At 72.0% G+C, this 23,001-nt stretch carries 21 protein-coding genes; 15 read left to right on the top strand and 6 right to left on the bottom strand.

Going from position 1 to position 23,001, the window contains the following annotated elements; genetic code table 11:
- The first annotated feature begins 119 nt into the window (after positions 1-119).
- Positions 120-3,659 carry a DNA polymerase III subunit alpha gene (gene dnaE, locus ABZ714_RS05070; protein WP_358823752.1) on the top strand — a complete coding sequence of 1,180 codons (3,540 nt, stop codon included), beginning with the start codon at positions 120-122 and terminating at the stop codon, positions 3,657-3,659.
- Positions 3,660-3,787: 128 nt separating this feature from the next.
- Here dnaE and ABZ714_RS05065 read toward each other — a convergent pair whose 3' ends face one another.
- Positions 3,788-3,964, bottom strand: coding sequence for a hypothetical protein (locus ABZ714_RS05065; protein WP_358823751.1), 177 nt, complete (start codon positions 3,962-3,964; stop codon positions 3,788-3,790).
- Between the two features lie 259 nt (positions 3,965-4,223).
- Between ABZ714_RS05065 and ABZ714_RS05060 the strand changes: the two genes are divergently transcribed.
- The 4 genes from ABZ714_RS05060 (at position 4,224) to ABZ714_RS05045 (ending at position 8,367) form a co-directional block, all read left to right on the top strand.
- The gene (locus ABZ714_RS05060; protein ID WP_358823750.1) at positions 4,224-5,465 is read left to right on the top strand and encodes an NYN domain-containing protein; all 1,242 of its coding nucleotides are present in this window, start codon (positions 4,224-4,226) and stop codon (positions 5,463-5,465) included.
- A 361-nt stretch (positions 5,466-5,826) separates the two neighbouring features.
- Positions 5,827-6,801 carry an ABC transporter ATP-binding protein gene (locus ABZ714_RS05055; protein WP_358823820.1) on the top strand — a complete coding sequence of 325 codons (975 nt, stop codon included), beginning with the start codon at positions 5,827-5,829 and terminating at the stop codon, positions 6,799-6,801.
- Positions 6,798-7,640 (top strand): ABC transporter permease, encoded by an 843-nt coding sequence (locus tag ABZ714_RS05050; protein WP_358823749.1) that lies wholly within the window; start codon positions 6,798-6,800, stop codon positions 7,638-7,640. The genes ABZ714_RS05055 and ABZ714_RS05050 overlap by 4 nt, the downstream gene beginning before the upstream one ends.
- Before the next feature lie 34 nt (positions 7,641-7,674).
- Positions 7,675-8,367 carry a hypothetical protein gene (locus ABZ714_RS05045; protein WP_358823748.1) on the top strand — a complete coding sequence of 231 codons (693 nt, stop codon included), beginning with the start codon at positions 7,675-7,677 and terminating at the stop codon, positions 8,365-8,367.
- A 592-nt stretch (positions 8,368-8,959) separates the two neighbouring features.
- On the opposite strand, the gene ybaK is transcribed toward ABZ714_RS05045, so the two are convergent.
- The 4 genes from ybaK to ABZ714_RS05025 all read right to left on the bottom strand — a co-directional run bounded on the left by ybaK (position 8,960) and on the right by ABZ714_RS05025 (position 13,398).
- The gene (gene ybaK, locus ABZ714_RS05040; protein ID WP_358823747.1) at positions 8,960-9,457 is read right to left on the bottom strand and encodes a Cys-tRNA(Pro) deacylase; all 498 of its coding nucleotides are present in this window, start codon (positions 9,455-9,457) and stop codon (positions 8,960-8,962) included.
- 91 nt (positions 9,458-9,548) lie between these two features.
- Positions 9,549-10,289: an LON peptidase substrate-binding domain-containing protein gene (locus ABZ714_RS05035; RefSeq protein ID WP_358823746.1), complete on the bottom strand. Its 741-nt coding sequence runs from the start codon at positions 10,287-10,289 to the stop codon at positions 9,549-9,551.
- A gap of 11 nt (positions 10,290-10,300) precedes the next feature.
- The gene (locus ABZ714_RS05030) at positions 10,301-11,338 is read right to left on the bottom strand and encodes a hypothetical protein (RefSeq protein ID WP_358823745.1); all 1,038 of its coding nucleotides are present in this window, start codon (positions 11,336-11,338) and stop codon (positions 10,301-10,303) included.
- A gap of 518 nt (positions 11,339-11,856) precedes the next feature.
- Positions 11,857-13,398: an oxidoreductase gene (locus ABZ714_RS05025; protein ID WP_358823819.1), complete on the bottom strand. Its 1,542-nt coding sequence runs from the start codon at positions 13,396-13,398 to the stop codon at positions 11,857-11,859.
- Positions 13,399-13,638: 240 nt separating this feature from the next.
- Between ABZ714_RS05025 and hisD the strand changes: the two genes are divergently transcribed.
- From hisD to hisF, 7 genes are read left to right on the top strand one after another with little or no spacing between them, the layout of a single operon-like run.
- Entirely contained in the window at positions 13,639-14,961 is a 1,323-nt protein-coding gene (hisD, locus tag ABZ714_RS05020; protein ID WP_358823744.1) for a histidinol dehydrogenase, read from the top strand.
- Positions 14,958-16,097, top strand: a complete 1,140-nt coding sequence (locus tag ABZ714_RS05015) for a histidinol-phosphate transaminase (RefSeq protein WP_358823743.1) — start codon at positions 14,958-14,960, stop codon at positions 16,095-16,097. Before hisD ends, ABZ714_RS05015 begins: the two co-directional genes overlap by 4 nt.
- Complete coding sequence (gene hisB / locus ABZ714_RS05010; RefSeq protein ID WP_358823742.1) at positions 16,094-16,687, top strand: imidazoleglycerol-phosphate dehydratase HisB; 594 nt, start codon at positions 16,094-16,096, stop codon at positions 16,685-16,687. Before ABZ714_RS05015 ends, hisB begins: the two co-directional genes overlap by 4 nt.
- On the top strand, positions 16,684-16,848 hold the full coding sequence (locus tag ABZ714_RS05005) for a hypothetical protein (RefSeq protein WP_358823741.1): 165 nt from the start codon (positions 16,684-16,686) through the stop codon (positions 16,846-16,848). Before hisB ends, ABZ714_RS05005 begins: the two co-directional genes overlap by 4 nt.
- Positions 16,845-17,483: an imidazole glycerol phosphate synthase subunit HisH gene (hisH, locus tag ABZ714_RS05000; protein WP_358823740.1), complete on the top strand. Its 639-nt coding sequence runs from the start codon at positions 16,845-16,847 to the stop codon at positions 17,481-17,483. The genes ABZ714_RS05005 and hisH overlap by 4 nt, the downstream gene beginning before the upstream one ends.
- A complete protein-coding gene (priA, locus tag ABZ714_RS04995) occupies positions 17,480-18,208 on the top strand; it encodes a bifunctional 1-(5-phosphoribosyl)-5-((5-phosphoribosylamino)methylideneamino)imidazole-4-carboxamide isomerase/phosphoribosylanthranilate isomerase PriA (RefSeq protein ID WP_358823739.1) in 729 nt (242 codons plus the stop codon). The genes hisH and priA overlap by 4 nt, the downstream gene beginning before the upstream one ends.
- Positions 18,205-18,960, top strand: coding sequence for an imidazole glycerol phosphate synthase subunit HisF (gene hisF / locus ABZ714_RS04990; protein WP_358823738.1), 756 nt, complete (start codon positions 18,205-18,207; stop codon positions 18,958-18,960). The genes priA and hisF overlap by 4 nt, the downstream gene beginning before the upstream one ends.
- Before the next feature lie 444 nt (positions 18,961-19,404).
- Here the strand turns inward: hisF and ABZ714_RS04985 are convergent, their stop codons facing one another.
- Positions 19,405-20,043: a TIGR03085 family metal-binding protein gene (locus ABZ714_RS04985; protein ID WP_358823737.1), complete on the bottom strand. Its 639-nt coding sequence runs from the start codon at positions 20,041-20,043 to the stop codon at positions 19,405-19,407.
- Positions 20,044-20,152: 109 nt separating this feature from the next.
- Here ABZ714_RS04985 and hisI point away from each other — a divergent pair, with 109 nt between their 5' ends.
- The 3 genes from hisI (at position 20,153) to ABZ714_RS04970 (ending at position 22,867) form a co-directional block, all read left to right on the top strand.
- Positions 20,153-20,518 (top strand): phosphoribosyl-AMP cyclohydrolase, encoded by a 366-nt coding sequence (gene hisI / locus ABZ714_RS04980; protein WP_358823736.1) that lies wholly within the window; start codon positions 20,153-20,155, stop codon positions 20,516-20,518.
- 17 nt (positions 20,519-20,535) lie between these two features.
- Positions 20,536-22,095, top strand: coding sequence for an anthranilate synthase component I (locus tag ABZ714_RS04975; RefSeq protein ID WP_358823818.1), 1,560 nt, complete (start codon positions 20,536-20,538; stop codon positions 22,093-22,095).
- A 61-nt stretch (positions 22,096-22,156) separates the two neighbouring features.
- Positions 22,157-22,867: a TIGR02234 family membrane protein gene (locus ABZ714_RS04970; protein WP_358823735.1), complete on the top strand. Its 711-nt coding sequence runs from the start codon at positions 22,157-22,159 to the stop codon at positions 22,865-22,867.
- Positions 22,868-23,001 lie beyond the last annotated feature (134 nt).

The following is a 23,001-nucleotide window of genomic DNA, read 5'->3' as shown; positions in this document are numbered from 1 at the left end:
CACAGGGGTGTGCGGCACGGCCCGCGAGTGTCCGCGCGGAGTCGTAGACTTCGACGCTGTCCCCCTCGGGCACCCCACACCCCCTGTCCGTCGCCCCGCCGTCTCTGGAGGCCCCCGCCGTGACGAAGCCCCCCTTCACGCATCTGCACGTACACACGCAGTATTCGTTGTTGGACGGTGCGGCGCGGTTGAAGGACATGTTCGACGCGTGCAACGAGATGGGGATGACCCATATCGCGATGACCGACCACGGGAATCTGCACGGGGCGTACGACTTCTTCCATACGGCGGTGAAGGCGGGAGTGACGCCGATCATCGGGATCGAGGCGTATGTCGCGCCCGAGTCGCGACGGAACAAGCGGAAGATCCAGTGGGGTCAGCCGCATCAGAAGCGGGACGACGTCTCCGGTTCCGGTGGTTATACCCATAAGACGATCTGGGCGTCGAACAACACCGGGCTGCACAATCTCTTCCGGCTCTCCTCCGACGCCTATGCCGAGGGCTGGCTCCAGAAGTGGCCCCGGATGGACAAGGAGACCATCGCCCAGTGGTCCGACGGGCTGATCGCCTCCACCGGCTGCCCCTCGGGTGAACTCCAGACCCGGCTGCGGCTCGGGCAGGAGAAGGAGGCTCTCCAGGCGGCGTCGGACTATCAGGACATCTTCGGCAAGGGCCGTTATTTCCTGGAGCTGATGGACCACGGTATCGAGATCGAGCGCCGGGTGCGGGACGGGCTGCTGGAGATCGGGAAGAAGCTCGGTATTCCGCCGCTGGTCACCAATGACTCGCATTACACCTATGAGCACGAGTCGACGGCGCATGACGCGCTGCTCTGCATTCAGACGGGCAAGAACCTCTCCGATCCGGACCGGTTCCGGTTCGACGGCTCCGGTTATTACCTGAAGTCGACGAAGGAGATGTATGCCGTCGACTCCTCGGACGCCTGGCAGGAGGGGTGCCGCAATACCCTGCTGGTCGCCGAGCAGATCGACACCACCGGCATGTTCCAGTCCCGGAACCTGATGCCCAGGTTCGACATCCCCGAGGGCTATACCGAGGTCACCTGGTTCCAGTCCGAGGTCCGCTCCGGAATGGAGCGCCGGTTCCCGGGCGGTGTGCCGGACGACCGGGCCCGGCAGGCCGAGTACGAGATGTCGGTCATCATCGACATGGGCTTCCCCGGCTACTTCCTCGTCGTCGCCGACTTCATCATGTGGGCCAAGCGGAACGGCATCGCCGTCGGCCCCGGCCGTGGCTCCGCCGCCGGTTCGATCGTGGCGTACGCGATGGGGATCACCGACCTCGACCCGATCGAGCACGGACTGATCTTCGAGCGGTTCCTCAACCCCGAGCGCATCTCGATGCCCGATGTCGACATCGACTTCGACGAGCGCCGGCGCGTCGAGGTCATCCGCTACGTCACCGAGAAGTACGGCGCCGACAAGGTCGCCATGATCGGCACCTACGGAAAGATCAAGGCCAAGAACGCCATCAAGGACTCGGCCCGGGTGCTGGGCTATCCGTACGCGATGGGCGACCGGCTCACCAAGGCCATGCCCGCCGACGTCCTCGGCAAGGGCATCGAACTCTCCGGCATCACCGACTCCTCGCATCCGCGGTACGGCGAGGCCGCCGAGATCCGCGGGATGTACGAGAACGAGCCGGATGTGAAGAAGGTGATCGACACCGCGCGCGGTGTGGAGGGCCTGGTCCGCCAGATGGGCGTGCACGCGGCGGGCGTGATCATGTCCAGCGAGCCGATCGTGGACCACGCCCCGGTCTGGGTCCGGCACACCGACGGCGTCACCATCACGCAGTGGGACTATCCGCAGTGCGAGTCGCTCGGCCTGCTGAAGATGGACTTCCTCGGCCTGCGGAACCTCACCATCATGGACGACGCCGTCAAGATGGTGAAGGCGAACAAGGGCGTCGAGCTGGACATGCTCTCGGTGCCGCTGGACGACCCCACGACCTACGAACTGCTCTGCCGCGGTGACACCCTCGGTGTCTTCCAGTTCGACGGCGGCCCCATGCGGTCCCTGCTGCGGCTGATGAAGCCCGACAACTTCGAGGACATCTCCGCCGTCTCGGCCCTCTACCGGCCGGGCCCGATGGGAATGAACTCCCACACCAACTACGCGCTGCGGAAGAACAAGCAGCAGGAGATCACCCCCATCCACCCGGAGCTGGAAGAGCCGCTCAGGGAGGTCCTGGACCTCACCCACGGTCTGATCGTCTACCAGGAGCAGGTCCAGAAGGCCGCCCAGATCATCGCCGGATACTCCCTCGGCGAGGCCGACATCCTCCGCCGGGTGATGGGCAAGAAGAAGCCCGAGGAGCTGGCGAAGAACTTCACGATCTTCCAGGCGGGCGCCCGGAAGAGGGAGTACTCCGACGAGGCGATCCAGGCGCTCTGGGACGTCCTGGTCCCGTTCGCGGGCTACGCCTTCAACAAGGCGCACTCCTCCGCGTACGGCCTGGTCACCTACTGGACGGCGTATCTCAAGGCGAACTACCCGGCCGAGTACATGGCCGCCCTGCTGACCTCGGTCAAGGACGACAAGGACAAGTCGGCGGTCTATCTCAACGAGTGCCGCCGGATGGGCATCAAGGTCCTGCCGCCCAATGTCAACGAGTCCCAGTCCAACTTCGCCGCGCAGGGCGACGATGTGATCCTCTTCGGCCTCTCCGCCGTCCGCAACGTCGGAACGAATGTCGTCGAGGCGATCATCCGCTGCCGCAAGGCCAAGGGGAAGTACAGTTCCTTCCCCGACTTCCTCGACAAGGTCGAGGCCGTCGTCTGCAACAAGCGGACCGTGGAATCGCTGATCAAGGCCGGGGCCTTCGACGAGATGGGCCATACCCGCAAGAGCCTGGTCGCCCACCACGAACCCATGATCGACAATGTGGTGGCGGTCAAGCGCAAGGAGGCCGAGGGGCAGTTCGACCTCTTCGGCGGGATGGGCGAGGAGGGCAACGACGAGCCCGGCTTCGGACTCGACGTCGAGTTCTCCGACATCGAGTGGGAGAAGTCCTATCTGCTCGCCCAGGAGCGCGAGATGCTCGGTCTCTACGTCTCCGACCACCCCCTGTTCGGGATCGAGCACGTCCTCTCCGACAAATCGGACGCGGCGATCTCCCAGCTCACCGGCGGCGAGCACGCCGACGGCGCGGTGGTCACCATCGGCGGCATCATCTCCGGCCTCCAGCGGAAGATGACCAAGCAGGGCAACGCCTGGGCCATCGCCACCGTCGAGGACCTGGCCGGATCCCTGGAGTGCATGTTCTTCCCCGCCACGTACCAGCTGGTCTCCACCCAGCTCGTGGAGGACACCGTCGTCTTCGTCAAGGGACGGCTCGACAAGCGGGAGGACGTGCCCCGGCTGGTCGCGATGGAGCTGATGGTCCCCGACCTCTCCAACGCGGGCACCAACGCCCCCGTGATCGTCACCATCCCGACGGTGAAGGTCACCCCGCCGATGGTCACCAGGCTGGGTGAGATCCTCAGCCACCACCGGGGGAACACCGAGGTACGGATCAAGCTCCAGGGGCCCCGCAGCACCACGGTCCTCCGGCTCGACCGGCACCGGGTCCAGCCCGACCCGGCGCTCTTCGGCGATCTGAAGGTCCTGCTCGGCCCGTCCTGTCTCGCGGGCTGATCACACCGGAAACACCACAGAGGGGCCGCGCCCGATGAACGGGCGCGGCCCCTCTCCCGTATCCCCGTCCGAACCGGGAACCCGCCCGGTGACTCGGAGAACGGCGGTGTCCGCCGCGGCGGGGGGCGTCAGTTGTGGCCGAAACGCCGCTGGTGCTTGCGGGCGACATCCGCCGGACTGCCCTGGGCCTGCGTCTGCGGCCTGTTCTGCGCCTCGTAGGCGGTGGCCTTCGCCTGCTCCTGGCCCTGTGCGGGCGCTTCGGAGCGGTTCTGCTGACGATCCTTGCGATTCTTGTTCTTGGCCATGGGAATGCCTCCACATCGCGTTCTTCTCGGGGCAGGGCGGCTCGGCGGCCCTGTGAGATCGCGACCAGACTCACATACCGGATCATACGCCGCATTTTGGATCATCGCGGTGGGTAAAGGTGCCTTGTCAAGGGCCTGGACCTGGGGATCCGCCACGCCGGAAGATCGAGTTCCGGCCGGTTGTCCCGATCCGTTCGGGCAGACTCGGGGGAGACCCGGAGTGCGACACCGGGCCGGTCCCGGGGTTTTCCGAAAGAGGGTGGAGCGCGTGGACCGCTGTGTTGTCCTGGTGGACGCCGGATATCTGCTGGGGGCCGCGGCCAGCCTGCTGGCCGGAGAACCGGCCAGGTCGCGGATCACGGTCGACCACACCGCCCTCATCCAGGGGCTGCGCGAACTCGCCGAGAGCGACACCGGACGCCCCCTGCTCCGTATCTACTGGTTCGACGGCGCCCCCGACCGGGTGCCGCAGCCCGAGCACCGCAGACTGCGGGTGATGCCCCGGGTCACCGTCCGGCTCGGCGCCCTGACCCGCAGCGACGGCCGCTGGGCGCAGAAGGGCGTGGACGCGGCCATGCACGCCGAGCTGACCGAACTGGCCAGAAACCACGCCTGCTCCGATATCGTCCTGGTCACCGGCGACGGCGATCTGCTGCCCGGACTGATGTCGGCGAAGGAGCACGGCGTCGCCGTCCACCTCTGGGCCGTCCAGGCCGCCGACGGCGACTACAACCAGTCCGAGGACCTGGTCGCCGAGGCCGACGAACGGCGGGTACTGGACCGTAGCTGGATCACCGGCGCGGTCCGCGCCAAGGACCTCGCCGCCGCCGTCACCCCGCCGCCCGCGCCCCGGCCCGAGATCGCCGCCATCCTCTCCGCGCCGCTGCCCGAGTCCGCCATCGCCGCCGCCCAGGAACGGGCGGCCCGGGCCGCCGGACCCGGCCCGGACGGCGCGCCCGACTGCGGGGCCGTACCCGCCTCCGAAACCCCCGCCGCGCCCGCGGCCAAGGGCGTCCCCACCCCCAAGGACCTGGCCGGACTCCGCGGCCCCGGCCTCCACCCGCCGCAGCCGCTCCCCTCCGCCACCCTGCGCTGGTCCTCCGACAAGGGGTGGATCGACCGGGCGGGCACCCTCGGCGAACCGCCTGAGACCGCCTCGCTGCCCACCCTCGCCCAGCTGACCAGCGCCGAACAGCGCTGGGCCGACCGCGAGGAGGACATCACCACCGTCGGCGGCGACCCCTTCGAGGTCGGCCAGGTCTTCGCCCGCCGCTGGACGGCCCGCCTCCCCGAGAACGGCCATGTCCAGAAGCTCGCCACGATGTACCCCAGGATCCCGCACCGGATCGACGGGGAACTCCTCCGCTACGCGGCCCGCTTCGGTCTGCTGGCGCACAAGGACGACCAGATCGACGAACACGACCGCTACGCGATCCGGGCGGGCTTCTGGCGCGAGATCGACGTCCGCGCGGCGGCCGAGCACGCTCCCGCCGCCGACTAGGGCCTCTCTTCCGGGTCAGGCCGGGTCGGTGAGCGGGGTCTGGTGCCGTGGATCGCAAGGCGGAGGATCGAGTCACTGCGGTGGGGGCACCGCCCGCGCCGCCGGGCGCGGGGGGCCGTTGGCGATCGACGGCAACGCGGCGTGGGGGCACGCCCCCTGGGCTCCGCCCGGGGGGACCCCCGCCCGGGCCGCCGGGCCCCGGGGGAGCGGCACCAGGGCACGCGAGCCCCGGCAGGATCCTGAAGAGGGGCCCTGGACGCGCCCGTACTGTCCCGAATCTCCGGTGCCGGGCCGGGGCGGAAGGGGCACCCGGGCACGGCGGCGGGGCGGGGACCCCGTACTCTCGTACCTCGTGAGTACGGTGTGCGTGGTGCGGCGGCTGGTCAAGACGTACCCTGCCGTGCGTGCCCGCCGGGGCGTCCCCGCGACCCCCGAGGTCAGGGCCACCGACGGGATCAGCCTGGAGGTCGAGGGCGGGGAGATCTTCGGACTCCTCGGACCCAACGGGGCCGGGAAATCCACCCTCGTCCGCCAGTTGACCGGCCTGATGCGACCCGACGCGGGCAGCGTCGAGGTCCTCGGCCACGATCTCGTACGCCACCCCGAACGCGCCGCCCGGCTCGTCGGCTACCTCGGCCAGGAATCCACCGCGCTCGACGAACTCACCGTCGCCCTCGCCGCCGAGACCACCGCCCGGCTGCGCGGCCTCACTCTGGCCCGGGCCAGGGCCGAACGCGATGCGGTCCTGGACGAACTGGGCCTCACCCCGCTCGCCGGCCGGGCCCTGAAGAAGCTCTCCGGCGGGGAACGCCGGCTCGCCTGTGTCGCCGCCGCGCTGGTCGGCGAGCGACCCCTCCTCGTCCTCGACGAACCCACCACCGGGATGGACCCCGTCGCCCGGCGCGCGGTCTGGGCCGCCGTGGACCGGCGCCGGGCCGAGCACGGCACGACCGTCGTCCTGGTCACCCATAACGTCATCGAGGCCGAGACCGTCCTCGACCGGGTCGCCGTCCTCGACCGCGGCCGGGTCATCGCCTGCGACACGCCGAGCGGGCTCAAGGAGCGGATCGCGGGCGAGGTCCGGGTCGAGCTGGTGTGGCGGGAACGCGCGCCCCTGGACGTCCCCGAGGTCGCCGCGTTGCGCGACTTCGCGAGCGAGTCCGGGCGGCGCTGGGTGCTCAGGCTGGCACCCGACGAGGCGCGGGCCGCCGTCGCGGCCGTCACGGGCGGCGCCGCCTTCGCGGCGCTCGACGACTTCACACTCGCGACGCCCAGCCTGGAGGACGTGTACTTGGCGCTCGGGGGGAACGCGACGAAGGGGCTGGTCAAGGCGTGAGCATCGTGCCCGTACAAGCGGTGTCCGGGCGGAGCCGGGCAACGGAGACGGAGTCGGCGGATCCGGGGGCGGCGGCGGTCGCCCCGGCCCCGCTGGCGCCCCGGGCCCGGCTGCTGCCGTCGCTCGCGGCGGTCTACCGGGCCCAGCTCTCCCGGGCCCGGGTGGCCCGGATCCCGCTGCTCTTCGTGGCCACCTTCCAGTCCGTCGGCATCATGGTCCTGATGCGCGGCGTGGTCGACGGCGGCGCCGAGGCGCGGGCCGTGGTCGCCGGTTCTTCGGTCCTGGTCGTCGCGTTCGTGGCACTCAATCTGCTCGCCCAGTACTTCGGCCAGCTACGGGGCAGCGGAGGACTCGACCACTACGCCACACTGCCCGTACCGCCCGCCGCCGTGGTCCTCGGCGCGGCCGGTGCCTACGCCTCCTTCACCGCGCCCGGTACGGTCGTCACCGCCGTCTCCGGCAGTCTCCTCTTCGGACTGCCGATGACTCATCTCTGGGTCCTGGTGGCCGTCGTACCGCTCGCCGGGGCGGCCCTCGCCGGACTCGGCGCGGCCCTCGGACTGCTCGCGCCCCGGCCGGAACTCGCCACCCTCCTCGGCCAGCTCGGCATGTCCGCCGCGCTGCTGCTCGGAGTGCTGCCCGCGGCCAGACTGCCCGAGCCGATCACCTACCTCCGCGATCTGATGCCCTCCACCTACGGGGTCGAGGCGCTCGCCCGCGCCTTCGACACCCGGCCCGACTGGGCGGGCGTCGCCGTCGACCTGGGGATCTGCGCCGTCGTCGGTGTGGTGTCGCTCACCGTGGCGACCCTGGCGTATCGCCGGGCGGCCGTCCGGTGAGGCGCGGGCGTCCCCGGCCTGGCACGATGGCGTGGTGACCGCACCGCTGACACCGCCGCACCGGCCGGATCCCGACTCCGGCGGAGGCCCGGAACACAACCCCTGGCGAGCGCCGGGGCCCGGACAGGGCCCCGTGCCCACCGGCTGGCCGCCGGTCTTCGACGCCCCGGACCCGGCGGAACGCGCCGCCGAACGCCGGGCCGACCTCCGGGACGGCGCCGTCGTCCTGGTCGCGGTCACCGTCCTCGGGATCGCCCTCGGTCTGCTGTGGCTCTGGCTGGCCCCCCGGATCCCGCTGATCTCCGACGGCAAGGCGGTCTTCCTCGAGAACTCCGAGGGCGAGGCCGCGATCGGCGCGGACGGAACGTTTGCCCTGCTCGGTCTGGCGTTCGGCGCGATCAGCGCCGCGGGCGTCTTCCTCTACCGGCGGCGCGGCGGCGTACTGCTGGTGGTCGCCCTCGCCGTCGGCGGCCTGCTGGGCTCGATCCTGGCCTGGCGGCTCGGCCTCTGGTTCGGCCCCCTGGACGACGTGGCGGCGGCGGCCCGGAAGGCGGGCCCCGGGGTCGCCTTCGACGGCCCGCTGGAGCTGCGCTCCTACGGCGCCCTGCTGACCTGGCCGCTCGCGGCGATGGTGGTCCATCTCCTCCTCACGGCGATCTTCCCGGTCCGCGATCAGGAACCGAAGGAATTCCCGGGGGCCTATCCCTGGGGCCCGCAGCAGCACTGAGACGTACGGACGCCGCGCCCCGTTCCCGGGGCGCGGCGCGGCGTCACGCGGGGCGACTGCCGTGGTTGGCCTTACGGGTACGCCACTTGCGCTTACGGGTGCGTTTCGACATGGCGGCTCCTTTTCGGGACGCCCCTTCGAGGGCGTCCGTACGGTCGTATCCGACGCCGCGCCGTCCGTCGACCCCCCTCGCCCCACGTATCTCCGCAGGCACCCCTCCGGAGCCCCGCCCCGCGCCCGGCAGCTCGGCGTTGTTCGCGGTCCGCGCGACCGTCGTGGTTGTTCGCGCGGTTCCGCCCCCTATGCCTTCGGCAAGGGGGGATCCCCGGCGCCTCGGCCCTCCAGGGCACCGCCTCGAACCCGGGCCTCGCCCGGCGCCCGGGCGTTGTCGGCGGCCTGCGGACCGTCTGTGGCAAGCCACGGACGGCGTGAGGCGGGAACTCCTCCGGTGGAGGCACTGCCTGTCCCGCCCGGAGGGGCGCCCCCGCCCTGAGGGGTGGCTCGGGAGAGGTGGTCAGGGGCGCGGGGAACCGCGCGAGGCCCACCCCGGGCGCGGGGCCCTGAGATGTGGCGTACCGCTGAGCGGGAGGCGTTACCCGCGGGCGATGGGTGCCAGCGTCGCCCGGGTGAGGGCCGCCAGGTCGGTGGGGGAGAGTTCGACCTCGAGACCCCGCCGCCCCGCCGAGACGCAGATCGTGGTGTGGTCCGCCGCCGACGCGTCGAGTACGGTCCGCAGCCGTTTGCGCTGGCCCAGCGGGGAGATCCCGCCGCGGACGTAGCCCGTCGTCCGCTCGGCCGCCGCCGGGTCGGCCATCGCGGCGCGCTTGCCGCCGACCGCGGACGCCAGCGCCTTCAGGTCGAGCTGCCCCGCGACCGGGACGACGGCGACGGTCAGTTCGCCGTCGACATCGGCGACGAGGGTCTTGAAGACCCGGTCGGGGCCGACGCCGAGCGCCCGGGCGGCCTCGTCGCCGTACGACGCGGACGCGGGGTCGTGCTCGTAGGCGTGGACGGTGTACGCGGTGCCCGCGGCCGTCAGGGCGACGGTCGCCGGGGTGCCGCCCGTCTTCTGCTGCTTCTTCTTCGCCACGGCGCAGGGTCTCCTCGCGCGGTCGCCGTCCGGTCCGGCGGACCGGATCGACGGCGGGGTCGGGCCCGGCCGGGGGCGGCCGGGGCGCTGATCAGTTGAGGCTGGTGGGGGCCCGGGTCAGATCGACGGCGGGTACCGAGGGCAGATGGCGGATGACGGCGGTCTCCGACCGCAGCAGCCCCAGCTCGTCGCGGAGCCTGGCGGCGACGTCCGGCGCCTCCAGCAGCCGCTGCTTGGCCGGGGTGTCGAGGACGGCCGCCGCGGCGACCAGGTACGACACCACGGACGGTTCGTCGGGCAGCTCGGGCGGGGTGGACAGAGTCCGTTCCCGGGCGCCCGCGAGCCGCTTCTGATAGGCGCGGAAGGCCCGCAGCACCCCTTCGGCGAGAGCACCGGCACCCTCGCCGGTCTCCTCCGGGATCTCCTCCAGCTCGGCGGTGAGGAACGGTCCGTCGGCGGTGACGGAGAGCAGCCTGACCCGGGTCGTCCCGGTGGCGAGGACTTCGAAGCTGCCGTCCTCGCGCTCCCGGATCGTCGCCGCGTCGGCGATACAGCCCACGGCGTGGAACGCGGCGATCGGGTCGGCGCCGAAGCCCGCGGCGGGGCCGCGTTCGGGCAGCCCGGTCGGATCCGGCATCCCGGGTGCGGAGGGGGCCACCTCGTGGCCGTCGCGGATCGCGACCACGGCGAAGCGGCGCGGCTGGGAATCGTCCGTCTTCAACAGTTCGCGCATCATGGCGCGATAACGCTCCTCGAATACGTTCAGGGGCAGGACGAGCCCCGGGAACAGCACCGAGTTCAGTGGGAAGAGCGGCAGACGTGCGGTGGTCACGACCGACAAGACTAATGGGCCGCGGGCCGGTCCCGGTCGGTTCGGCCCCGCTGGGGTCCCGTACGCAGTGGTGTCATGGACGCCAGCCGGGCTCGGACCCCGTCGCGGTCCTGGAGGAACCGGCCCAGCGGATCGTCGGAGAAGTACGTCCAAGGGAACGAGGTCGCATACGGTCCGATCAGCCGGAACTGCTCCAGCGCCGCCTCCCAGCGGCCCCGGCGGACCAGCACGGAGACCGTCAGATTGCGGACCTCCGCCGGGCCCGGCTGGGCCGCCGGATATCCGGCGGAGAGCTGGACGGCGAGATCGGTGGCGCGGTCGATCCGGTCGGCGTGGACCGGGCTGTAGCCGCCGCTGATCAGCTGGGCGAAGGCGGCCCGGACCGGCAGCGCCTTGATCAGGGAGCCCGGCAGGGCGTCCTCGGCGGCCTTCTCGGCGAAGTCGAAGCACTCGCGGTGCGAGCCGTACCACTGGGCGGAGAGATAGCGCAGGGCGGCCACATGGCAGCCGTAGTGGTGCGGGGAGCGGCGGACCGCCTGCTCCCAGAGGGATTCGAAGGCGGTGTGCGTGGCGTGGGTGCCGCGCGCGTGGTCGAGGGCGATCCGCCACGGGACCGGGTCGCGCGGCGCGCGGTCGGCGGCGGCGTCGATCAGCGGGCCGATCTCCCGCAGCCGTTCGCCCCGGGCCGGGGAGTCCCAGGCCCGGCGGACCTCCAGTTCGGCCTTGACCACCAGGGCGTCCGGGTCGCGGGGGGAGTCGGCCAGCCAGCGGACCAGCCAGTCGTCGCGGGCGTACGCGAAGGCCGCGAGCCGTCTGACATGGCGGTCCCGGCTCTCCCAGTCGCCGTCCGCCCGGACCCCCGACAGCAGGGCCGCCGCGGGCTGCCAGTCGCCGAGCGCGGCGGCCACCAGGGTCGGGGCCGTCCGGGCGTCGGGGACGTCCAGCAGTACCGCGTCGTCGGGCGGCAACCCGTCCGAAAGCCGTGGGGTATGGCGGAGCACGCGTGCGGTGCGCAGCAGGGCGCGGAGCAATGGCATGGTGCGGACCATTGAAAATCCCGGCTCCCGACTTTGCCAGCGGAACGCTGTGAAGCTTTGGTGGCGGCCGAAAGGTTGTACTGGAGCAGGGCAAGAGACCGTAAAGACCGTAAAGAAAAAGGGCGGTTGTGGGGTGGACAGGCGGGGAGGCGGCCCGGCCCGCCGCCTCCGAGGGCTCATGAGCCTCTTCTGCCTCAGGGGCCTCAACAGCCGCTTTCGTCACAACCGCAACGATGATGGGGGCTGTTGTCGATCTTCCGCCCCCGGGCGGTTCCGGGGCCCGTTCGGGGGCGGCTTTCGGCCGACCGCCCGGCCGGGCGCGGCGCCGGTACCGGAGCCGTACGGCATGGCCGAAAGTCGGCTGTTCGACAGCGTATCCGGCTACGGAACCCGAAGGCGCCGGTTCCGGAGCGTGAGGAAACCGCAGACCGTCCGGCACCGAACCGGGTCGGCGCGCCCCGCCGGAGCCCCGTCCGCCGGCCCCGGTGCGCCGCTCGACTCCGGTTCGCCCGCCGGTCCCGGTCCGTCCGTCAGCTCCGGTTCAGCAGCCGGGTCGCGCCCGCCGCCACCGTGGTCGCGAGGATCCAGCCGAGCATGATCAGTACCGCGGAGGCCCACTGCCAGTTGCCCTCCAGCCGCCAGTAGCCCTCCTGACCGAGGTTGATCACCGGGATCAGCAGATCCAGCGCGTACAGCGGCGGATTGAACTCCGGATGCTCGCCCGGCTTGAGCGCCCGCGGCTCGCCCCGGGAGAACGCCAGCGCGCCCGCCGCCCACAGCAGCGCCATCCACAGCGCCGCCCGGCCCGGCCGGTAGCCGTACGCCACGGTCAGATCCTGGATATGGCCCCACAACTTGCCCGCCAGCGGCAGGGTCTCGCGCCGCCGCCGCTGCTTGGCCAGCAGCACCTCGCGGGCGTCGGCGTCCTCGCCGCTGTTGCGCAGTACGGTCGCCAGCCGCTCGTACGGCTCCGGGGAGTACTCCGGGGTCGCCGACTCCACCCACGCCAACCGCCTGGCCAGCGGGAACGAGTCGATCGGGACCAGGTTCTCATAGACGAAACCGCTCATCGCCAGCCCGCCGGGGCCCGGCCAGCTCGCCGCCAGGTCGACCAGGGTGACCACCTTGGCGCCGTTCAGCACCACCCGGCCCTCCTCGGGCCGGTCCGCGTTGAACCGCAGCTCGGGGGCGGTGATCCGGCGCAGCGACAGCTCCTCGCCCGCGTTCATCACCAGCCGCGCCCGGTGCAGATCGACCGCGTCGCCGAACCGGCCGTCGTCCAGCCGGACTCCGCCGTGGCATTCGAAGGGCTGGAGCCGGGTGCCGCGCCGGGCTCCGGTGTGGATCACGCCGTACGGGGGAGTGCCGCTCGACTCCCCGGTCGCGGCGCTCACCCACGCCCCGGTCAGATACAGGGTCCGCTCCACACTCAGCTGCGGCGCGTTGAGCGCCCGCCGCTCGGCCGCCGCCCGCAGCCGGCTGCCCCGCAGACTCAGGGACACCCCGATCTTCGCCCCGCGCAGACTGAACTCGCCGAAGGTCTGGATCAGCTCGGCCTGGAGGTCCTGGGCGACCGAGAGACCGTCCGCGACGATCGCCCGGCCCCGGCGGTCGGGCCGTACCTGGATCTGGTTGATCAGCAGATCCGTACCGATCTGGGCGTCCGTGAGCCGGATCCCGTGCTCCACCCGGCACCTCGGCAGATGGAGATCGCCCTCGGTGCGCAGCCGGGCCGCCTCCAGCTTGGGCAGCAGACAGGCCACCATCCGCAGGGTGGTGACATGCGCCTCCGGCATCAGGATCTCGCTGTCGAAGCGGCACGAATGCAGTTCGACATAGGGATCGACCGTGCCGCCCGCCAGTTTGAGCGTGCCGGTGATCTGCACACCCCGCAGTTTGAGGGCCGCGACGCGCCCGGGGCGCGGCGGCGGCCCGTCGAGCAGCAGCAGGGCCACGACATCGGCCCGGACCTGTCGTTCCGGGCCCCAGGGGTGGGGCGAGAAGGGGTCGTTCCGGAGCGGATCGGGATCGCTGAGATCGAGGGTGCTGCCATTTCTGAAGGCGTTCCACATACGTAGCTCGATCGGGCTGAGCCCGTCCGGCGGACCGTCGGCCGACGGCTCGGTCACTGCGCATCCCCCGTTCCTGGACGGCGTCGCGCGACTCCCGTACCCGGGCGCGTACTGCCGTTATTCCCGCTGAGTGACGGGGTGAACGCTAGTGGTCATGGATCACCCCCGGGCACCACGGAACGCGTATCAGCCAGTGATACGGGAAACGGCCCCGGTTCCGGGTCTGCGAGAATTGTCGGTGTGATCTCCCGAATCGATCTGCGCGGCGACGCCCTCCCCGAGGGGGCCGCCCTGCGCGACCTGCTGCCCCGTGCCGAGTTCGACGTGGAAGCCGCCCTGGAGAAGGTGCGGCCCATCTGCGAGGACGTACGCCATCGTGGCACGGCGGCGCTGATCGACTACGCGGAACGCTTCGACGGGGTCGTCCTGGAGCGGATCCGGGTGCCCGCCGCCGCCATCGACGCGGCGCTCACGGCCCTCGGCCCGGACGTCCGGGCCGCCCTGGAGGAGTCGATCCGCCGGGCCAGGATCGTCCACCGCGCCCAGCGCCGTACGGACCACACCACCCAGGTCGTCCCCGGCGGCACCGTCACCGAGAAGTGGGTCCCCGTCGAGCGGGTCGGGCTCTACGCGCCCGGCGGCCGCTCCGTCTACCCCTCCTCCGTGATCATGAACGTGGTGCCCGCGCAGGAGGCCGGGGTCGGCTCGATCGCCCTCGCCTCCCCGCCGCAGAAGGAACACGGCGGACTGCCGCACCCCACCATCCTCGCCGCCTGCGCCCTGCTCGGCGTGGACGAGGTGTACGCGGCCGGCGGCGCCCAGGCCGTCGCCATGTTCGCCTACGGCACCGACGAGTGCGCCCCCGCGAACATGGTCACCGGCCCCGGGAACATCTGGGTCGCCGCCGCCAAGCGCTACTTCACCGGCCGGATCGGTATCGACACCGAGGCCGGTCCGACCGAGATCGCCGTCCTCGCCGACGCGACCGCCGACCCGGCGCATGTCGCCGCCGACCTGATCAGCCAGGCCGAGCACGACCCGCTGGCCGCCGCCGTCCTGGTCACCGACTCGGCCGAACTCGCCGACGCCGTCGAGCGGGAGCTGAAGCCGCAGGTCGCCGCCGCCCGCCACGCCGACGAGCGGATCGTGCCCGCCCTCGGCGGCCGGCAGTCCGCGATCGTCCTCGTCGACGGTGTCGAGGAGGGCCTGCGGGTCGTCGACGCGTACGGCGCCGAACACCTGGAGATCCAGACCGCGGACGCCGCCGCCGTCGCCGGCCGGGTCCGCAACGCGGGCGCGATCTTCGTCGGCCCCTGGTCGCCGGTCTCCCTCGGCGACTACGCCGCCGGATCCAACCACGTCCTGCCCACCGGCGGCTGCGCCTGCCACTCCTCCGGGCTCTCGGTCCAGTCCTTCCTCCGCGGCATCCACGTCGTGGACTACACCCGCGACGCCCTCGCCGAGGTCACCCACCACGTGGTCACCCTCGCCGAGGCCGAGGACCTGCCCGCCCACGGCGCCGCCCTGAAGGCCCGCTTCGGTTGGGAGGTGCCGGGCAAGTGACCGACCGCACCACTCCCCGGCGCACGGCCATCGACGATCTGCCGATCCGGGAGGAGCTGCGCGGCAAGTCACCGTACGGCGCCCCCCAGCTCGACGTGCCCGTCCAGCTCAACACCAACGAGAACCCGTACCCGCTGCCCGAGCCGCTGGTCGAGCGGATCGCCGAACGGGTCCGGGAGGCCGCCCGCGGCCTCAACCGCTACCCCGACCGGGACGCGGTCGAGCTGCGGACCCGGCTCGCCGAGTATCTGACCAGGACCGCAGGCCACCGGGTCGGCGCCGACCAGGTCTGGGCGGCCAACGGCTCCAACGAGGTCATCCAGCAGCTGCTGCAGACCTTCGGCGGCCCCGGCCGGACCGCGATCGGCTTCGAACCGTCGTACTCGATGCACGGACTGATCTCCCGGGGCACCGGCACCCGCTGGCTCTCCGGGCCGCGCAACGACGACTTCACCATCGACACGGATGCCGCCTGCCGGGCCGTCGCCGAACACCGGCCCGATGTGGTCTTCATCACCTCCCCCAACAACCCCACCGGTACCGCCGTCGCGGCGGAGACCGTACTGGCCGTCTACGAGGCGGCCCAGGCCGCCCGGCCGTCCCTGGTCGTGGTGGACGAGGCGTACGTCGAGTTCAGCCACCGCCCCAGCCTGCTGCCGCTGATCGAGGGCAGGCCCAACCTGGTGGTCTCCCGGACCATGTCCAAGGCGTTCGGCGCCGCCGGACTCCGGCTCGGCTATCTCGCCGCCGACCCGGCCGTCGTGGACGCCGTCCAGCTGGTCCGGCTGCCGTACCACCTCTCCGCCGTCACCCAGGCCACCGCCCTCGCGGCCCTGGAGCACACCGATACCCTGCTCGGGTACGTCGAGCAGCTCAAGACCGAGCGTGACCGCCTGGTCGCCGAGTTGCGGGCCATCGGCTACGAGGTCACCGACTCCGACGCCAACTTCGTCCAGTTCGGACGGTTCGGCGACGCGGCCGGGACCCACGACGCCTGGCGCCGCATCCTCGACCGGGGAGTACTCGTCCGCGACAACGGCGTCCCGGGCTGGCTGCGGGTCACCGCGGGCACCCCCGCCGAGAACGACGCGTTCCTCGACGCCGTACGTGAGTTGAAGAAGGAGCAGAGCACATGAGCCGCGTTGGGCGGGTCGAACGCACCACCAAGGAGACCGCGGTCGTCGTCGAGATCGACCTCGACGGCACCGGAAAGACCGATGTGTCGACCGGGGTCGGCTTCTACGACCATATGCTCGACCAGCTCGGCCGCCACGGCCTCTTCGACCTCACGGTCAAGACCGAGGGCGATCTGCACATCGACACCCACCACACCATCGAGGACACCGCCCTCGCCATCGGCGCCGCCTTCAAGCAGGCCCTCGGCGACAAGGTCGGCATCTACCGCTTCGGCAACTGCACCGTCCCCCTCGACGAATCCCTCGCCCAGGTCACCGTCGACCTCTCCGGCCGCCCCTACCTGGTGCACACCGAGCCGGAGAACATGGCGCCGATGATCGGCAGCTACGACACCACGATGACCCGGCACATCTTCGAGTCGTTCGTCGCCCAGGCGCAGATCGCCCTGCACATCCACGTCCCCTACGGCCGCAACGCCCACCACATCGTGGAATGCCAGTTCAAGGCCCTCGCCCGGGCCCTGCGCTACGCCTCCGAACGCGACCCGCGCGCCGCCGGAATCCTCCCCTCCACGAAGGGCGCGCTGTGACCGGCCTCTCCACCGTCCTGATCGTGGTCGGGCTCTTCCTCCTCGGCGGCGTCTACTCCTTCGCCAAGCAGGGCCTGCCCAAGGGCGTCGTCGTCCTGCTCGCCATCGGCGCCGGAATGGCCCTCACCGCGGGCGTACTCCGGCTGGACGTGTGGTCATGAGCCGTAAATCAGTGGTCGTCTTCGACTACGGCTTCGGCAACATCCGCTCCGCCGAACGAGCCCTGGCCCGGGTCGGCGCCGATGTCGAGATCACCCGCGACTTCGACCGCGCCATGAACGCCGACGGACTCCTCGTCCCCGGCGTCGGCGCCTTCTCCGCCTGCATGGACGGACTGCGCGCCGCCCGCGGAGACTGGATCGTCGGCCGCCGGCTCTCCGGCGGACGGCCCGTACTCGGCATCTGCGTCGGCATGCAGATCCTCTTCGCCCGGGGCATCGAACACGGCGTGGAGACCGAAGGGCTCGACGAATGGCCCGGCACGGTCGCCCCCCTGAAGGCGCCCGTCGTCCCCCACATGGGCTGGAACACCGTCGAGGCCCCCGCCGACAGCGCCCTCTTCGCCGGGGTCGGCCCCGACGAACGCTTCTACTTCGTGCACTCGTACGCCGTGCACGAATGGGAGCTGGAGATCACCAACGCCGCGATCCGCGCCCCGCACATCACCTGGGCCACCCACGGCGAGCGCTTCGTCGCCGCCGTGGAGAACAGCGCCCTGTGGGCGACGCAGTTCCACCCCGAAAAGTCCGGCGACGCCGGTGCCCAGCTGCTGACCAACTGGATCGGAACACTGTGACCACGCTCGAACTCCTCCCCGCCGTCGACGTCCGCGACGGACAGGCCGTCCGTCTCGTCCACGGCGAGTCCGGTACCGAGACCTCCTACGGATCCCCGCTGGAGGCCGCCCTCACCTGGCAGCGCTCCGGCGCCGAGTGGCTGCACCTGGTCGACCTGGACGCGGCCTTCGGCACCGGCGACAACCGGGCCCTGATCGCCGAGGTCACCGCCGCCATGGACATCAAGGTCGAGCTGTCCGGCGGCATCCGCGACGACGCGTCGCTGGCCGCCGCCCTCGCCACCGGCTGCACCCGGGTCAACCTCGGCACCGCCGCGCTGGAGACCCCCGAATGGGTCGCCAAGATCATCGCCGAGCACGGCGACCGGATCGCCGTCGGCCTCGACGTCCGCGGCACCACCCTCCGCGGCCGCGGCTGGACCCGCGACGGCGGCGACCTCTACGAGACCCTCGCCCGGCTCGACTCCGAGGGCTGCGCCCGCTACGTCGTCACCGACATCGCCAAGGACGGCACCCTCCAGGGCCCCAACCTGGAACTGCTGAAGAACGTCTGCGCCGCCACCGACAAGCCCGTCGTCGCCTCCGGCGGCGTGTCGTCCCTCGACGACCTGCGGGCCATCGCCGGACTCGTACCCGACGGCGTCGAGGGCGCGATCGTCGGCAAGGCCCTGTACGCCGAGGCGTTCACCCTGGAGGACGCCCTCGCCGCGGTGGCCTCCGTATGACACTCGCCGTACGGGTCATCCCCTGCCTCGACGTCGACAACGGCCGGGTCGTCAAAGGCGTCAACTTCCAGAACCTGCGGGACGCGGGCGACCCCGTCGAAATGGCCAAGCTGTACGACGCCGAAGGCGCCGACGAACTGACCTTCCTCGACATCACCGCCTCCTCCGGCAACCGCGAGACCACCTACGACGTGGTGCGCCGCACCGCCGAACAGGTCTTCATCCCGCTCACCGTCGGCGGCGGGGTCCGCTCCGCCGAAGACGTGGACCGGCTGCTGCGCGCGGGCGCCGACAAGGTCGGCGTCAACACCGCGGCCATCGCCCGGCCGGAACTGATCCGGGAGATCGCGGAACGCTTCGGCCGCCAAGTGCTGGTGCTCTCCGTCGACGCCCGGCGCACCCCGGCCGGCACCTTCGAGGTCACCACCCACGGCGGACGCCGGGGCACCGGGCTCGACGCCGTCGAATGGGCCCACCGGGCCGCCGAACTGGGCGCGGGCGAGATCCTGCTGAACTCGATGGACGCCGACGGCACCAAGGACGGCTACGACACCGAGATGATCGCGGCCGTACGGAAACACGTCACGGTCCCGGTCATCGCCAGCGGCGGCGCCGGGCGGCTCGCGGACTTCCCGCCCGCGATCGAGGCGGGCGCGGACGCGGTGCTCGCGGCGTCCGTCTTCCACTTCGGCGATCTGCGGATCTCCGAGGTCAAAACGGCGCTCCGCGAAGCGGGCCACCCGATCCGCTGACGGTTCCCTGCGGGGTGCGGCGCCGCGAATCCCCGGGCCGCGCCCGGCGGCCTGGTGTTGTCGGCGGCCCGCGGCCCGCCTGTGGCCGTTCACGCGGTCCGCGCGCCCCTGGTTGCCCTCCTGGGCGCCCTCGTAAAGAGGCAGGCCCCTCATTTACGGGGGCGGGGTCCCTTTTCAGGGTCGGCGCCGGGGAGAGTATTTAGGGGCGCGGGGAACCGCGCGAACGGCCCACGGCGGCGCGTGGCCGCCCGACAGCATTCGCCCTGCTGGGCGGGTGGCGTGTGCCTCAGCCGGAGGCCAAGGCGCTGGGGGTCCCCCCATGGCCCAAGACATGGGCGGCGGACCTGCGCGAACAAGCACGGCGGGCCGCGCCGGAGATGGTGAGGCGCGGCCCGGCGCGTGCCGAGGGCCTCCGGGGGCCGGGTCGCCGGGACAGGCCGGGTGCTACATCGGCAGGCCCAGGCGGGAGCCGCGGACCTTCTCCACCGCCTCCGGGTCGCCCGTCAGATCGACCTGTGCCACCGACTGCCGGCCGAAGACGAACATCGTCAGCTCTCCGGGGGTGCCGGTCACCGTGACCACCGGGGCGCCCCGGTGGGCCACCACCGTCTGGCCGTCCGGGCGGCGCAGCACCAGGCCCGCCGGGGACTTGCGGCCCAGCAGCCGGGCCGCCTTCTCCAGCCGCACCCAGAGGGCGTCCTCGAAGACCCGGTCGAGCGGTCTGGCCGTCCAGTCCGGCTGGGCCCGGCGGACGTCCTCGGAGTGGATGTAGAACTCCACGGTGTTCGCGGCCTCGTCCAACTGCTTGATCCCCAGCGGGGACATCCTGGGCGGGCCGGTCCGGATCAGCTGGATCAGTTCCTCGTACGGCTTCGCCGCGAACTCCGCCTGGACCCGTTCCAGCCTGCTCTTCAGGGGGCCGATCAGAATGCCGCCCGCCGCGTCCGGGCGACGCTCCCGGACCACGACATGGGCGGCCAGATCACGGGTCCGCCACCCGTCGCACAGGGTCGGGGCGTCCGGGCCGACGCCTTCGAGGAGATCGGCGAGCAGAAGTCGTTCACGCTTGGCATGGGTCGACATGTCCGCCAGCGTACGGCGGGGGCGGCACCGGCGCCCAGTGGGGGAGCCCGCCGGGTCCGGCCTGTGGACAACCGGCGGACCGGTCCGCCGGGCACGGCACAATGGCGGCATGACCAGCAGTGGCACCACAGGCCCTCTCGATCCGGCCGTCGCCGGGCGTCTCAAGCGCACCGCCGACGGGCTCGTCCCCGCCATCGCCCAGCAGTACGACACCGGTGAGGTGCTGATGCTGGGCTGGATGGACGACGAGGCGCTTCATCGCACCCTGACCACGGGCCGTGCCACGTACTGGTCCCGCAGCCGTGGTGAGTACTGGGTCAAGGGCGACACCTCCGGCCATGTCCAGCACGTCAAGTCGGTCGCCCTCGACTGCGACGGCGACACCGTGCTCGTCAAGGTCGACCAGGTCGGCGCCGCCTGTCACACCGGCGACCGGACCTGCTTCGACGCCGACGTCCTCCCCCTCGGCGAGTAGGGTCGCCCGCCATGACCATGGACCTCGCAACCTTTCGCGCCCTGGCCGCCGACCGCCGGGTCATCCCCGTCACCCGTCGGCTGCTCGCCGACGGCGACACCCCCGTCGCGCTCTACCGCAAGCTCGCCGACGAACGCCCCGGCACCTTCCTGCTGGAATCCGCCGATGGGGGCACCGCCCACACCGGAGGCAGTGGGGGAGGCGGGTCCTGGTCGCGTTACTCGTTCGTCGGTGTCCGCAGCGCCAGCACCCTGACGGAGCGCGACGGCCGGGCGCACTGGATCGGTACCCCGCCCGCGGGCGTTCCCGGGGAGGGCGATCCGCTCGCCGTGCTGCGGGCCGCGGTCGAGACCCTGCACACCCCGCCGCACGACCTGGGTGACGGACTGCCGCCGTTCACCGGCGGCATGGTCGGCTATCTGGGATACGACATCGTGCGCCGCCTGGAGAAGATCGGCCCCGGTGACCGGGACGATCTGCGGCTGCCCGAGCTGACCATGCTGCTCACCTCCGATCTCGCGGTCCTCGACCACTGGGACGGCACGGTCCTGCTGATCGCCAACGCCATCAACCACAACGACCTCGACACCGGTGTGGACGAGGCGTACGCGGACGCCGTCGCCCGGCTCGACGCCATGGAGCGCGACCTCGCCCGGCCGCTGGCGTCCGCGCCGGTCGCCCTGCCGCCGTCCGAACTGCCCGAGTTCACCGCGCTCTGGGGCGGCGAGCAGTACCGCGAGGCCGTCGACGACATCAAGGAACGGATCCGCGCGGGCGAGGCGTTCCAGGTCGTGCCCTCCCAGCGGTTCGAGACCCCCTGTACGGCGAGCGCGCTCGACGTCTACCGGGTGCTGCGGGCCACCAACCCGAGCCCGTACATGTATCTGATCCGCTTCCCCGACGCGGACGGCGGCTCCGCCTTCGACGTGGTGGGCTCCAGCCCGGAGGCCCTGGTCAAGGTCGCGGACGGGCAGGCCATGCTGCACCCCATCGCCGGGACCAGGCCGCGCGGCGCCACCCCGCAGGAGGACCACGAGCTGGCCGAGGAGCTGCTGGCCGACCCCAAGGAGCGGGCCGAGCATCTGATGCTGGTCGACCTCGGCCGCAACGACCTGGGCCGGGTCTGCGAACCGGGCTCCGTCGAGGTCGTCGACTTCATGTCCGTCGAGCGGTACTCCCATGTGATGCACATCGTCTCGACCGTGACCGGCAAGGTCGCCGGCGGACGGACCGCCTTCGACGTGCTGACCGCCTGCTTCCCGGCCGGGACGCTCTCCGGCGCGCCCAAGCCCCGGGCCATGCAGATCATCGACGAGCTGGAACCGTCCCGGCGCGGCCTGTACGGCGGCTGCGTCGGCTATCTCGACTTCGCCGGGGACTCCGACACCGCGATCGCCATCCGGACCGCCCTGCTGCGGGACGGTACGGCGTTCGTCCAGGCCGGGGCCGGGGTCGTGGCGGACTCCGATCCGGCCGCCGAGGACATCGAGTGCCGCAACAAGGCGGCGGCGGTGCTCCGGGCCGTCCACACCGCCAACCGCATGGCGGGGACCGGGACATCGGACCCGGCCCCGTAGCGGGAGGGGCGACCGGTACGCCCCAGGGGGGCTTGCCGGTTCCGCCGGGGCATGAGGGATAGTGGGGTGCGTGAGCGCTGTTCCCGTACCCCAGCCCCGTGCCGGTGCCCAGGCCGGTGCCGCCGCGTCGGCCGCCGGTGCCGCCACGGGCCGCCGGACCCTCGCCGCCGCCCTGCTCCTCGGTGCCGCCGGAGCGACCGTCGCGCTGCTCGCGTCCGGCCGTACCTGGGCCGAGGGCACGGCCCGGGCCCCCGGCGGAGCCCTGTCGCTGAGCGCCGAGGGCGGTGACATCACCGGAGTGCCCAGCGCACTCGCCGTGGTCGGTCTCGCCGCGCTCGTCGCGGTCTTCGCCGTCCGCGGCAAGGGCCGCAAGACCGTCTCCGCCCTGCTGACCCTCAGCGGCGCGGGCGCGGCCCTCGCCGCCTTCCTCGGGGCCTCCGACCGCGACGCCCTCGACGAGAAGGCGGCCGAGACCACCGGCGACACCGCGGCGGTGATCGACTCCCTCAGCCACACCCCCTGGCCGTACGTCACCGCCGCCGCCGGAGTGCTGATCATGGCCGCCGGGGTGCTCGCCCTGCGCTACGGCGCGCTCTGGCCCGCGATGTCCGGCCGGTACGAGCGCCCCGGCGCCGCCCGGCGGGCCCCCGCGGTCGACCCCGACCGCCCCGAGGACCTCTGGAAGGCCCTGGACCGGGGCGAGGACCCGACCGACGGGGACGGCGGACCGGACGCCCCGCACCGTCCGGAGGCACCGCGCGGCGGAGCGTGATGTCAGACCGGTCACCCTGCCGTCCGGGTGGACCGGGAGTACGGGACAATGGGATGCGAGCCCCCGGCTCACACCCCCCTGGGCGCGTCGGACCGCCGCCGCGTTCGCCCCACTCGCGCGTCGCGCGCACTCAC

The organism is Streptomyces sp. NPDC006798, from assembly GCF_040635975.1.
Classification (GTDB): Bacteria; Actinomycetota; Actinomycetes; order Streptomycetales; family Streptomycetaceae; genus Streptomyces.
The sequence above is the reverse complement of the archived record's forward strand: the minus strand, read 5'-3'. Positions and strand labels throughout refer to the sequence as shown.